Annotated in this window: 13 protein-coding genes; 4 read left to right on the forward strand and 9 right to left on the reverse strand. The window is 64.4% G+C overall.

The genetic code is table 11. The annotated features are described in order from the left end of the window. The first annotated feature begins 48 nt into the window (after positions 1-48). A complete protein-coding gene (locus ACR9ZC_RS25315; RefSeq protein ID WP_481582357.1) occupies positions 49-1017 on the forward strand; it encodes a transcriptional regulator GcvA in 969 nt (322 codons plus the stop codon). A gap of 39 nt (positions 1018-1056) precedes the next feature. Here the strand turns inward: ACR9ZC_RS25315 and ACR9ZC_RS25320 are convergent, their stop codons facing one another. The 5 genes from ACR9ZC_RS25320 to ACR9ZC_RS25340 all read right to left on the reverse strand — a co-directional run bounded on the left by ACR9ZC_RS25320 (position 1057) and on the right by ACR9ZC_RS25340 (position 4835). Then, on the reverse strand, positions 1057-1326 hold the full coding sequence (locus tag ACR9ZC_RS25320) for a DUF493 family protein (RefSeq protein ID WP_173255016.1): 270 nt from the start codon (positions 1324-1326) through the stop codon (positions 1057-1059). Positions 1327-1342: 16 nt separating this feature from the next. Next, the gene (locus tag ACR9ZC_RS25325; RefSeq protein ID WP_331569373.1) at positions 1343-2575 is read right to left on the reverse strand and encodes a D-alanyl-D-alanine carboxypeptidase family protein; all 1233 of its coding nucleotides are present in this window, start codon (positions 2573-2575) and stop codon (positions 1343-1345) included. A 256-nt stretch (positions 2576-2831) separates the two neighbouring features. After that, on the reverse strand, positions 2832-3458 hold the full coding sequence (locus ACR9ZC_RS25330; protein ID WP_481582358.1) for an alpha/beta hydrolase: 627 nt from the start codon (positions 3456-3458) through the stop codon (positions 2832-2834). A gap of 16 nt (positions 3459-3474) precedes the next feature. Continuing rightward, on the reverse strand, positions 3475-3795 hold the full coding sequence (locus tag ACR9ZC_RS25335; RefSeq protein WP_173255013.1) for a (2Fe-2S) ferredoxin domain-containing protein: 321 nt from the start codon (positions 3793-3795) through the stop codon (positions 3475-3477). A 155-nt stretch (positions 3796-3950) separates the two neighbouring features. After that, on the reverse strand, positions 3951-4835 hold the full coding sequence (locus ACR9ZC_RS25340; RefSeq protein ID WP_481582359.1) for a helix-turn-helix domain-containing protein: 885 nt from the start codon (positions 4833-4835) through the stop codon (positions 3951-3953). 310 nt (positions 4836-5145) lie between these two features. On the opposite strand from ACR9ZC_RS25340, the gene ACR9ZC_RS25345 reads away from it, so the two are divergent. From ACR9ZC_RS25345 to ACR9ZC_RS25355, 3 genes are all read left to right on the forward strand, one after another. Further along, positions 5146-6885, forward strand: coding sequence for a Vgb family protein (locus ACR9ZC_RS25345; RefSeq protein ID WP_481582360.1), 1740 nt, complete (start codon positions 5146-5148; stop codon positions 6883-6885). Then, positions 6824-7663 carry a helix-turn-helix transcriptional regulator gene (locus ACR9ZC_RS25350; protein ID WP_481582361.1) on the forward strand — a complete coding sequence of 280 codons (840 nt, stop codon included), beginning with the start codon at positions 6824-6826 and terminating at the stop codon, positions 7661-7663. Before ACR9ZC_RS25345 ends, ACR9ZC_RS25350 begins: the two co-directional genes overlap by 62 nt. Positions 7664-7773: 110 nt before the next feature. Next, positions 7774-8691 (forward strand): helix-turn-helix transcriptional regulator, encoded by a 918-nt coding sequence (locus ACR9ZC_RS25355; RefSeq protein ID WP_481582362.1) that lies wholly within the window; start codon positions 7774-7776, stop codon positions 8689-8691. 31 nt (positions 8692-8722) lie between these two features. Here ACR9ZC_RS25355 and ACR9ZC_RS25360 read toward each other — a convergent pair whose 3' ends face one another. From ACR9ZC_RS25360 to ACR9ZC_RS25375, 4 genes are read right to left on the reverse strand one after another with little or no spacing between them, the layout of a single operon-like run. Next, the gene (locus ACR9ZC_RS25360) at positions 8723-9400 is read right to left on the reverse strand and encodes an ABC-type transport auxiliary lipoprotein family protein (RefSeq protein ID WP_481582363.1); all 678 of its coding nucleotides are present in this window, start codon (positions 9398-9400) and stop codon (positions 8723-8725) included. A gap of 42 nt (positions 9401-9442) precedes the next feature. After that, on the reverse strand, positions 9443-10408 hold the full coding sequence (locus ACR9ZC_RS25365) for an MlaD family protein (RefSeq protein ID WP_481582364.1): 966 nt from the start codon (positions 10406-10408) through the stop codon (positions 9443-9445). A gap of 47 nt (positions 10409-10455) precedes the next feature. Further along, positions 10456-11334, reverse strand: a complete 879-nt coding sequence (locus ACR9ZC_RS25370; RefSeq protein WP_331569388.1) for an ABC transporter ATP-binding protein — start codon at positions 11332-11334, stop codon at positions 10456-10458. Between the two features lie 7 nt (positions 11335-11341). After that, on the reverse strand, positions 11342-12469 hold the full coding sequence (locus ACR9ZC_RS25375; protein ID WP_481582365.1) for an MlaE family ABC transporter permease: 1128 nt from the start codon (positions 12467-12469) through the stop codon (positions 11342-11344). Positions 12470-12546 lie beyond the last annotated feature (77 nt).

The raw sequence follows: 12546 nt of genomic DNA on the forward strand, positions 1-12546 counted from the left end.
CTCAGCGTAAAACGATCAATTCTCACCGATATGTGAAATAAATTCACAATGAACCTCCGACACCTCCCCCCGCTCAACGCGCTGCGCGTGTTCGAGGCCGCTGCGCGGCACGAGAGCTTTTCGCGCGCCGCCAATGAATTGTTCGTCACGCATGGCGCGGTCAGCCACCAGATTCGCGCATTGGAAGAGCAGCTCGGCACCGCCCTTTTCGCTCGCGACGGCAGACGGGTCCGGCTCACCGAGACCGGCGCCCGCTATGCCAAGGCCGTACGCGCCGCGCTGATGGCGCTCGCCGATGCGACATACGACGTGCGCTCGTCCGACCGCGAGCGGCGCCTCATCGTCTCATCGGCTTCGTCGTTCTCCGCACGCTGGATCACGCCGCGCATCGGCAGCTTCATCGAACGCAACCCGCAAATCGACGTGGAGCTGCTATCGACCAATGCGCTCACCGATTTCACGCGCGACGACGTCGATCTCGCGATCCGCTACGGCAGCGGACACTATCCGGATCTATATGTCGAGCCACTGCTGGATGAAGTGTTCTTTCCCGTGTGCGCGCCGTCTTACAACGGTGGGGCGCTGCCGAAGACGCCGGCCGATCTGGTGGACGCGCGGCTTTTGCGGTCAGATGACGAGCTTTGGCGCCCTTGGTTCGATGTGGCGGGGCTCGGCAATATCAGCGAACCGCGGCGGGGCGTGCTCTATCAGGATTCGTCGAATTTGCTGCAGGCGGTCATCGACGGCCAGGGCGTTGGACTCGTGCGCCGGTCGATCGCTACGCACGAGCTCGCGGCTGGACGGCTCGTGCGCCTTTTCGACATCGATGCGCCGAGCACCGCCAGCTATTACTTCGTGTGCCCGCCGTCTCTCATCGCAACCGCGCGGGTGCAGGCCTTCCACACATGGATATTCGAGGAGGTGGAGCGCTTCCGGGCGTTATACGTGAAGGCCTGCAGGGGTGCGGCTGGCGCGCAGGCGGCGGATAGTGCGCTGATTTCGCCTGCGACCGGCTAGATACTATGGATGTCGGAGGCCTGCGAAAATGCGCAAAGCTCAGAGCACGACCGACACCATAGGGTGCCCGGTGAGTGCGCGATAGATGTCGTCGAGCTGCTCGCGGCTCGTGGCGCGCACGGTCACCGTCAAGCCGATGTAGTTGCCGCCGCTCGAAGCCCGCATTTCGATGCGGGACGCCTCGAAGGTCGGATCGAAATCGCGCACGACGGTCACGATCGTTTCCGCGAAATCGGGGTGGGACTTTCCCATCACCTTGATCGGAAAGTCGCATGGAAACTCGAACAACGATTCATTGACCGGGCTCATTTCGCGTGGCTCCACTTCACTTCTTGCTGAACATCAGCATCAACGAGTCCCAGATACGCCCACCGATGCCGGCAGCCGGCACCGGCTGAAGCGCGACGATGGGGAACTGGGTGAGCGTCTTGCCATCTCCGACGATCTGCACCGTTCCGAGCGGCTGCCCCTCGGCGATCGGCGCGACGAGCGGCGCATTCAGCGTCACCTGCTGCTTGACCTTGTCGCCCATGCCGCGCGGCACGGTGATGTACTGGTCGCTCTTCACGCCGACGGGCACGCTGTTGGCCGCGCCCTTGTACACGCGCGGCGTCTGCACCACCTGATTCGCCTTCACGAGCCGGACCACGTCATAAGCGCTATAGCCATAGTTCAGCATCTTCATGCTGTCCTGTACGCGCTCGTGTTCTTTTTGCTCGCCCATCATGACGCTGACGAGACGGCGCGATGCATCGGGCACGCCAGGCAACGAGCGCTTCGCCGACGCGATCAGGCAGTAGCCTGCCGCCTGCGTGTGACCCGTCTTCAGACCGTCGACGCTCGGATCGAGCCACAGCAGACGATTGCGGTTCGGCTGCTTGATCTTGTTATAGGTGAATTCCTTGACCGCGAAGATCGAGTAGTACTCGGGATAGTCGCGAATCAGATGCGCGGAAAGCGTCGCCAGATCGGCCGCCGTCGTGTAGTGCTGCGGGTCGGGCATGCCGTTGACGTCGGCATAGTGCGTGCCGGTCATGCCGAGCTTCTTCGCTTCGGCATTCATCATTTCGACGAAATGCCCTTCCGTCCCGCCGACGAGTTCCGCCAGCGCGATCGCGGCATCGTTACCCGACTGCACGATCATTCCGTAGACGAGATCGTGCACCGTCACCGGCTTTTCGGCTTCGATGAACATGCGCGATTCGTCGTTGCGCACGCGCCGCACGGCGAGGCTCGGCGTCACGACCTGATCCATCGAAATCTTCTTCGTGTGCAGGGCCTCGAAGACGAGATAAGCCGTCATCAGCTTCGTGAGCGAAGCCGGCTCGACGCGTTCGTTCGCGTTGCCCGAGGCAAGAACCTGGTTGCTCGTGGCGTCGATGAGCACCCACGAACGCGCCGTCACCGCCGGCGGCGGCACTTGCGCCGCGGCGCCCGGCGCATAGCATGCAGCCGCCAACGCGGCGGCGGATGCCAGTGTCGCAGGCAGCGTGCGGACGATCGAAGGGCAAACGAAAGACGAGGCAATGGACGGCATGCCGAAGAAGGAAGAGCGCATAGGATTCAGTTCGTGCGAGAGAAGTCAGCGTGGCGGCCGCGCCGCCCGGCGCAAAGCGAGCGTTGGACAGGCGGTGGCGCGTTCGGTTCGGCGCTCGAGCGCCGGATCGCCGAGCGGTGGAACGCCCGTCGCGCGGCGACGCTCGTGCAAAAAAATTGCGCCCATTATACGCGGCGCAATCGCGTCGATTTGCATTTTCCGCGTACCTGTGGCCCCCAAACGCCGATGAGCGGTACCGCACCGGCACTCGCGCCGGCTACCGCCACGCGTCGGTCACGATCCGCTTGAGGATATGCAGCTTGCGATGCAGGAAATGTTCGCCGCCCGGAACGACCACCACAGGCAGCTCCTGCGGCCGTGCCCATTCGAAAACGGAGCCGATCGGCACGGTTTCGTCCAACTCGCTATGAATGACGAGCGTGTTTTCCGGCACGGGCGCAACGTCCCAGCGGCTCGCGGCCGTGCCGACGAACACGATCCGCTCGATGGCGACGCCGGCATCGCGCAGCCGCGCCGCCACATGCGAGAGCACGACCGTGCCGAACGAGAATCCGGCCAGTACGAGCGGCAGCTTGCCGTGCTCGGGGTCGGCGCGCATATGCTCGAGGACCGCCATCAAATCGTCGCGCTCGCCGACGCCGTTATCGTGTTCGCCCTGCGTGGCACCCACGCCGCGAAAGTTCGACCGGTAGACGACATAGCCCAATTGCACCAGGGTGCGCGCGAGCGTCACGGCAACCTTGTTGTCCATCGTGCCGCCGAACAGCGGATGCGGATGGGCAACGAGCGCCATGCCGCGCGGCGCATCGGCGGGCATATCGACGGCAACTTCGATCTTGCCGACGGGTCCGTCGATCAGAAATTTTTTCGTTTGGGCATTCATGGCGCGCGTGGTTCCGTCAATCGATCTTGAGCCGCTCGACAATCGTGCCGTGTTGGAGGTGCGACTCGACGATCTCATCGATATCCGATTCGTCGACATACGTGTACCAGGTGCCCTCGGGATACACGACGACGGTCGGCCCCAGTTCGCAGCGATCGAGGCATCCGGCTTTGTTGATCCGGACGTTGCCGGGGCCGGCGAGCCCCAGTTCTTTCACGCGCTTTTTCGCATAGGCCTGCATCGCCTCGGAGTTGCAGTTCGCGCAGCTGGGACGATCGGCGCCGGGCTCGCGCCGGTTGACGCAGAAAAATACGTGGTACTTGAAAAAGGAATCCATGATTTCCAGAAAATGAAGCGGCGCCAGGCGGCGGCCGCATCGGCCTACGAGGCCCGGCCGATTATAGCCAGTAAGCGGGCTCGTCCGCTCGCGCAGGGCTTGCGCACGGCCGACGCACAGCCGGACGGTCCCGCGTACGTCGAGCCGGTCAGCAATCAGCCTTCGGATGACGCCGACGTCTCGAAGCCGGCATCGATGCGCTTCGATGAACGGGCCCGTCGGAACTGGGTCGGCGTGACCGAGGTCTGCGCGCTGAACGCACGGCTGAAATGGCTCTGATCAGCGTAACCGCACCGGATCGCGATCTCGGAAAGAGCCAGCGCGGTGTTGGTCAGCAAATCCTTCGCCCGGTCGACTCGTTTGCGCGCCAACCATTGATGCGGAGCATATCCCGTCGACCGCTTGAATGAACGCGAGAAATGGCTACGCGAAAGACCGCAATAATTGGCAAGTTCAAGCAATGAGACCTGTCCATCGAGGCGCTCGATCAGGTAGTCGGTGGCGCGCCGCATCTGCCAAGGAGCGAGACCACCGTTCACTCTGGCGAACCGAAGCTGCATTTTCCCGTACGTGACGGCAATATGCAGATTCAGCGCATATGAAACGTGCTCGACAAACAATTGGCTCGCGCGTTCCTGATGCTCGAGCGCCGGAAGCAAGCTTGTCCCCAAGGAAAAAATCACCGGATCGAGGGTGTTCTCGTGAGGAGGGCAAACAAGATCGTTGATCCGCTGAGTGCCCGCTTCCCATGCGATTTCGTCGAACGCTGCGCGTGCGATATGAATATGCAGGCAATCGAATGTCGCCCGCATGTTGGCCCGCCACAACTGATCGAGGTTGTATATCGCGACTTCCCCGGCTCGATGATCCACCACCGGTCGAGGCTTGCCGTCGCACCACAGGTCCCAACTGGGCATCGCTTCCAGCATCAGATAAACGGCGAATGCGTCCTCCAGCGGATAGTCCGGAGTGAGACCGTGGTTGGCTACGTCGCATCGTTCCCTGTTGAGGAACATCGTCGACTTCTGCAACGTCGTCACGAATAGCGTCGGCGTGTCTCGCACGCCGATGTAAGAGGTATGTAATCTTTCGCGCGGGTCCATTTCGTCGATGACAGTAGTTTGCGAAAGTTGCGCCTTCGTAACAACGAGCCGGCAGCACCATCGTGCGGTGCCCCTGGACACGGCAATGCGAATTGCATAGTGCAAGCCAGTTTACAGCCATTAAATAAAAAATAAGAGCACACAGAGTCAAACACGGCACGCCGATTCAAGCCCGCCAGGCGCGTTGTCCCGATCATGGAACGCGTTCCGCCCCACTCGACGCAGCGTCCTCCGCGAAAAACCCACCATGAACCGTGCCGTTGCCCGCTTCTTGACCGCTTGCTCGCTGCTGGCGAGCTTATGCGCCTCCGCGCAAACTTCCCAACCCAATGGCTGGCGCGCCCCAGAGGCAATTGTCGCGCCGTCGCATTTCTCGGGTGTGCATGGCTTGGCAATCGATGAGCATGGCCGCCTGCTCGCCTGCACGATCATCGGCAATTCGATCTGGCAAGTCGACCGCACCACCGGTGACACAAAGGTGTTCATCGGTAGTCCCGATGGGCAGGCCGACGACATGGCCATCGGCCCGCAAGGCCAGATGGCCTGGACCAGCTATCTGGCGGGCGTCGTGCACTATCGCGCGGGTCCACGTGCGCCGATACAGGTGGTGGCCAGCGATTTGCCGGGCATCAATGCCGTCGCTTTCGACCCAAGGACGGGCAAGCTCTATGTCAGCCAGGTCTTCGCCGGTGATGCCCTCTGGGAAATCGACGTGACGGGCGCACATCCGCCTCGGCTCATCGCGAAGGACCTCGGCGGCTTGGACGGCTTTCAGGTCGGTGCCGACGGCATGATCTACGGCCCGCTGTGGTTCAAGCACAGCGTCGTGAGAATCGACCCGGCGAACGGCGCGCTCAGCGTGATCAACGCCGAATTCAGCGCGCCCAGCGCCGTCAAACTCGATGCCTCGGGCAACCTCTGGGTCGTCGACGCGGCAACCGGGGAACTCAGCAAGGTCGATCCGGTAACCGGCCGCAAGACGGTGTTCAAGACGCTGAAGCCCTCGCTGGATAACCTCGTGCTTGCGTCTGACGGCACGATCTACGTCTCCAACTTCGCTGACAACTCGATCACGGCTGTCGATATGGCGAGCGGTTCGTCGAGGCTGCTGACCGGCGGGCTGGTTGCGGTGCCCGCCGGCATCAAGGTGTCGGGCGGCAACATGTGGCTTGCCGATATTTTCAGCTACCGCAAGGTCGATTTGGCCAGCGGCGCCGTGACAGACGTCATGCGCATGTGGGCCGCCGGCTCTACGTTGCAATACCCGTTCGCCCTCGGCCTCTCCGATAAGCTGGTCGTTTTGGCCTCGTGGATCACCGGCACCGTACAGGTGCTCGATCGCGCGAGCAACACGACGCTCGCCACGACGACCGGCTGGCAGACGCCCTACGCTGCGCTGCCGCTCGCGGACGGCAGCGTGCTCGTCGCCGAGTTCGCCACCGGCAATATCACGCAGGCGAGCGGTGCGGGGTTCGCCACGCGCAAGATCGTAGCCACGGGGCTGGCGGGACCGGCGCAAATGACGCTCGGCCGCGACGGCGCACTCTACGTCACCGAATCTGCCGCGGGCGACCTTGCGAGGATCGACCTCGCGACGGGCAACAAGCGTGTGGTGGCCAGCCAGCTCGCGCTGCCTGAAGGCGTTGCTCAAACGCCCTGGGGCACCTTCATCGTTGCGGAAGCGGGCGCGGGCCGCCTGAGCGAAATCAACCCCATCACGCAAAAGCGTCGCATCGTGGCCGATCAGCTGCCCATCGGCATGCCCGGTGCTCCGGGCATGCCGCCCCCTACGTGGCGACAGGCGTCGACGTCGGTACCGATGGCACGGTTTACTTCAGTGCGAATCGCAACAACGCGATCTACCGCGTGCGGCCACGGTGAACATGCGCGCAATGCAATCCCTTGTTCATCGCGGACCCTGGCGGATGAAGCTTGCAGACGATCGTCGCATCGACGTGGCGGCGTTCGGCGAGCGACAACTCGATGATGTCGGGTTGCCGAAGGGGCCCGCGCCGGACGACGCGACCTCCGGCACCTCCAGGCTGTTGTCGGCTATCACGCGTTGCCCCGACGGCGTCGCGCGCGAACGGCAGGTTCGCGCCGCGATTCAAGACGCAGGGTTCCAATGGCTGTGCTATTGGCGCATACATCGCATGGGCGGGAGCGTTCGACATGCCGCATGGTTCGACACGTATTCGCCCCCGGCCTGGCGTGCGTGTTTCGAGCGAAGCGGGTTGCTCAGCGGCGATCCTCGCATCGACCCGGCGAGCCGGTGCGACTGGCCATTTGCTTGGGAGCTCGCTTCGCTCTGCGCGGACCGGCATGGCCGTCACGCCGACCCCGCGACCCGGCGTTTCAGCGAGAGCGCGGCGCGGGCCGGCGTGCGCAGCGGCGTGACGATCGGACTTCCCACCGGCAAGACGTTCCAGCGGGCGATCGTCACCTTGTCGAGCGCGCGAGCCGATCGACGCTGGATCACCGATAAAGCGATCGGCGAAGCCCATGCGGTCGCCCTTGCCATGCATGAGTTCGTCCAACCACGGCTACGGCATCTGATTGCAGATCCGGAAGCCGGCGTGTTGAATGACGTGCAGCATGCTGTGCTGCGCTTCGTCTCACGGGGAATCAGCAATCGGGAAATTGCCGAGCGCTTATCGATATCGACTCACGTCGTGGCGTACCACCTGGAGCAGTTGGAACGCAGATACGCCGCCCGGAATCGGGTCCAGCTTGCGTATATGGCGGGCCGGATTCTGCATGAGTAACTCACGGGTCCTCGCGGGCGTGCGTGGCGAACGGGACCACGGGCATGGCGAACGGCTGCACTGCGCAGCACCGGTGACCTCCTCTGCGCTTCAGCAATCGGGAGGGCGGTATGTCATACGAAGCACTCGATGACGAGCGGGCGAGTGTGCTGTTGCCAAGCGAGTTCGACGCCTGTACCGGGTTTCAAGCGCCCGTGGGGGCCTCGCAGGCCCCATGCTGCGCGCCCCGGATCCATTATGTGGATGAATCCGCGGTCGAGCCGATGCTGCGCAGCGATGAACTCGGCAGCGAGACGCGCCTCGCGGCTGAAATTGGCGCGGCGGCCGACCTCGGCGAACTGACGCGTCTGGTCGGCAGTGTCGCGCACGTGCTAGGTTTCCGTCGTCTCGCTTATCTGACAGTGAGGACCGACGCCCACGGCCGAGTCGATCGCATCTATCTGCTGCGCAACGCTTTCGCGCCGAGCCTCATGCAACGCATGGTGCGTACGGGCATGCTCGAACGCAACGCGCGTCTGCGCACGGTGCTGACCAGCCAGCTGCCGCAGCGATGGGAGCTGAAGACGTTGATGCGCACATACGGTGCGAGCCAGTTCGCGGACGAGGACCGACAACTCCTCCATGAAATGCGCGAGAAGGGTTTCCTAAGTGGTCTGGCCTTTGGCTTGCCGATTTCCAATACGTCGATGCGTTCGATCCTCGTCCTTGCGTCGCAGCGCGAGAGCGCGGCCGACTGGCTCACCGAGGATGTCATCGTTCAATGCCTGACGTTCGGTTCGTCGCTGCATCAGCGTTGCGCGGCTTATCTGCGCGCGGCCCAACGGCAGGAGGCGTTCGGTCTGCTCTCGCCGCTGCACCGGCAAATCCTCGATCTGCTGGTGCTCGGGCTGACGGACAAGGAGATTGCCGCCAGGCTCGATATGAGCGCCCACACCGTCGACTATCACCTGCGCCAGCTCAAGGAGCGATATGGCGCACGCGATCGCAGCCACCTGGCATTCATTGCCGGTAGCCGCGATTGGAGATGAGGAAGTCGCGTCCCGTTGGGCAGCGGCCAGGTCACTGAGCTTGCGCAGCCAGCGGGGCCTGCATGCCGAGCCATGCGATCAACTGCGCGATCAGTTCGTCGCTCGCGGCGGACAGCGCTCCGACCCCGCCCGCGGCGCTCGACGTCCTCGCGGGCGCGCGGGCGGTGAACGTGCGTTGCGCGAGGACCTTGCCACTGCGGGCCAGCGTCGCGCGCGCGGTGACGGCGCCATGACTCTGGTCCTCGCCATCGAAATCCTGCTCGAACTGGTCGAGCTCGACGGTGAGAAGCGGCGCGCTCGCCGTTTCGTCGCCGGAGAGCACGGCGCCTTGCGCGGCAAGCGCGCTGCGCAAGCGCTGCGTGAGCAACTGCGGGGGCGCCATCGTCCAGTGGCTGTGCGCATATGACGAGGTCTGGCGCGGATCGACGTAGTTCATCCGGTAGAGGATCGCGTCGCTGTCGAGCGCGCGCGGCGAGCGCACTTCGAACATTCTCACCGCGGGTAGCGGGACCACCGACGGATGCGTCTTGGGCGCGGGCCCGAGGTCGTAGCGGATATCCGATACGGCTGCGGGAGTACCCAGCGTGCATGCCGCAAGCAGCATCGCCCCCAACGCGGCAAGCGTTGCCGACGCATAGTGCGCGCGCATGAAGATGCGCCCTGCGCGGGTATCCGAAATTGATTCCATCGAACGTGTGATACGTGACATAGATCGCTTCCTTTCCTTCCCTTCTTTTTCGAACCCGGGTCCTCAGCGCGAGGCGGCAGCCCCCTTGGGCCATGCGAAACCGCGCTCGCCCGGTCCCGGCGTAGCGGCACCGACGCCGAACAGCACACTGCGCGGACTCGTGCCGAAAACCGTCGCCGCATGGTCGATCGAGCGCGCGGCGCCGCCGACGTCGGCCGCGAGTGCATTCACGCGCGGCAACGTGTCGTACTCGATGCGCGCCGACATGGCTTCGATCGACGCGTCCATCTGCGCAACGGCCGCGCCCGCGCGATCGGCCGCCGCCCCCATTTTGTCGAGATTCGCGTAAAGCGGCCCGTGCGGCGCACTGAGCGTGCTCATCAATGTCTCGGCCGATGCAAGCGTGCGCCTCGTCTGCGCGAGCGTGTCCGGCAATTGCTTCGCCGCGGGCGCGGCCTGCGAAGCGAGCACCGTCAACGCGTCCGCTGCGTGCTGCACGCTCGCGGCGGTTGCCATCAATTGAGCCTGCGTCTCGGGAGAAAGCATTGCGTCCGCACGCGTCGCGACGCTTTCGAGCTCGCCCAGCAATGCATCGCCGCGCCGTTGCAATTGATCGAGCAGTCCGGGCCGCAACTGCAACTGCGCGACATGCTTCGACGAAGACGGCAACGGCGCCTGGTCGCCCCCGGTGTCGTCGAGTTGCACGAAGGCGAGCCCCGTCACGCCTTGCAAGGCGAGGCTGCCGTATGTCGAGCGCGTCATGGGCGTGCTCTTGTCCAAGAGAATCCGGATCACGATCTGCCCGGGATGGGCGCGGTCGAAGCGGATCCACTGCACTTTGCCCACATCGAGGCCGCGATAGCGGACCGGGGCATCGGTCGTGAGTCCCGTCACGCTCGTACGCGATACGAGATCGTAGGGGATGCGCACCGCGCGATCGAAGTTGAACCAGAAAACCGCGAGCACGATCGTCACGGTCAGTCCGATCGCGAACACCCCGGTCCAGAACGCATGCGACTTGTTTTCCATTCGCGTATTCCTTGAAGCTCAAAGTCGCGAGGCGCCGCGCCGGCGCCTCACAGGGGCACTTCGGCCGACGCGGCCTCGAGTGCGGCCGGCGGCAGCTTGGCCCGGCGCTCGGGCGGCAGGGCCTGCAGCGCGCGCCGCCCGCGGCGGCCGAGGAAGAACTCGCGGATGAACGGATGATCGACGCCCGCCGCCTCTTCGATGGGCGCCGCCACGAGGACCCTGCGATCGGCGAGGACGGCCACACGCGTCGAGATCGCGGCCATGGTGTCGAGGTCGTGCGTCACCATGACGACAGTGAGCCCGAGCGCGCGATGCAGGGTCGCGATCAGCTCGACGAACTCTTCCGACGACTGGGGATCGAGGCCCGCCGTCGGTTCGTCGAGAAACAGCAGCTCCGGCTCGAGTGCGAGCGCGCGCGCAATGCCCACGCGCTTGATCATTCCGCCCGAGAGCGCGGCCGGCATTTTCGAGGCGTGCTTGCAAGGCAGTCCCACCATCTCCAGCTTGAGCATCACGAAGTCGTGCAGCAGTTTGCGCGGCACCCGGCCGAGCTCGCGCAGCGGCTGAGCGACGTTATCGAACACGGACAGCGACGAAAAAAGCGCACCCTGCTGAAAAAGCATCCCGAGGCGGCTGCGCATGAGCTTCGCCGTTTTCGCATCGACCTTCGTCGTGTCTTCGCCGAAAAGCAGGATGGAGCCCGAGCTTGGCGCTTCGAGACCGAGGATCTGCCGCACGAGCGTCGTCTTGCCGGAGCCCGAGCCCCCGACGATCGAGACGATTTCGCCTCGCCGTACCGCGAAATCGAGGTGCTCGTGCACGATGTTGCTGCCGTAGCGCTTGGTGAGATCGCGCACGTCGATGACCGTCTCCGCAATGGCCGGCGGCGGGCGGTCGCGTACGGCGGCGGAAAGCGGCGCGGTCATGGGCTCTTCAGATGCCTACGTTCTGGAACATGATGGCGAAGATGGCATCGGCCAGAATCACGACCGTGATCGACGACACGACGGATGACGTCGTGCCGGTGCCGAGGCTCTGCGAATTCGGCTGGATGCGAAAGCCGAAATGGCACGCGACGAGCGCAATCAGGATACCGAACGCCACCCCCTTGCCGAGGCCGATGTAAAGATTCACGATCGGCACGACCTTCGGCAAGGCGCGCACGAAATAGCTGATGTCGATGCCGAGCACGAATTGCGCCGAAAGCGCACCGCCGGCCAGCGCGACCAGGTCGGTCCACATCACGAGCAGCGGCATGGCCACGCCGAGCGCCACGACGCGCGGCAAAATCAACCGCAGCCCGTGCGGGATGCCCATGACGCGCATCGCGTCGAGCTCCTCCGTCACGCGCATGACGCCGATTTGCGCCGTGATCGCCGACCCCGACCGGCCCGCGACGAGGATCGCCGCGAGCACCGGCCCGAGCTCGCGAATCACCGCCAGCCCGAGAATGTTGACGATGAACTGATTGGCGCCAAAAAGCCGAAGCTGCTGCGCCGAGAGGTAGCTGAGCACGATGCCGATCAGGAACGCCACGAGTGCGGTGATCGGCAGCGCGCGTGTGCCCGCGTGATAGATATTGGCCGAGATCTCGGTCCACGGGGCGCTCGACGGATGGCGCACGATCGAGAGCAGATCGAGTATCACGCGCCCGAACATCGTCACGCCGCCCTGGACATGCCCGGCGAACGTGAAGATCGCTTCGCCGAGCGCCGTGACCGGACCGATGCGCTCCACGCGCTCGGGCTCCTCGCGCTGTTTCTCGAGCAACGCGATGCGCGCGAAAATGTCGCGCTGCGTCTCGGTCAGCGCGAGCCGCTCCGGCATCTTGCGTCCCCAGACGCTCCAGAGCGCCTGCGCACCGACGTGGTCCATCCGTGCGATCTCCGACAAATCCCACTGCGCCGACGTGTTTCCCATCAGGCCGACAAGGCGTGTGGTCGCACCGGCGCGGGCGCGGTCGCGCGCGAGCGCCAGCGCGGTCCATTGGCCCGACAGACGCACGAGCGGACCGGCGCTGCCGGCCGTGACCTGCAACCCGGGCGGAGTATCGAAGTCCAAGGACGACACGCTCCTTTCGCGATGGTGAGCGGCCATTGTAGCCAGCCACAGGGGCAAGCGCACCGTTCGCGTCGCGC

It is taken from the genome of Trinickia sp. HAY1-2D (assembly GCF_056754935.1).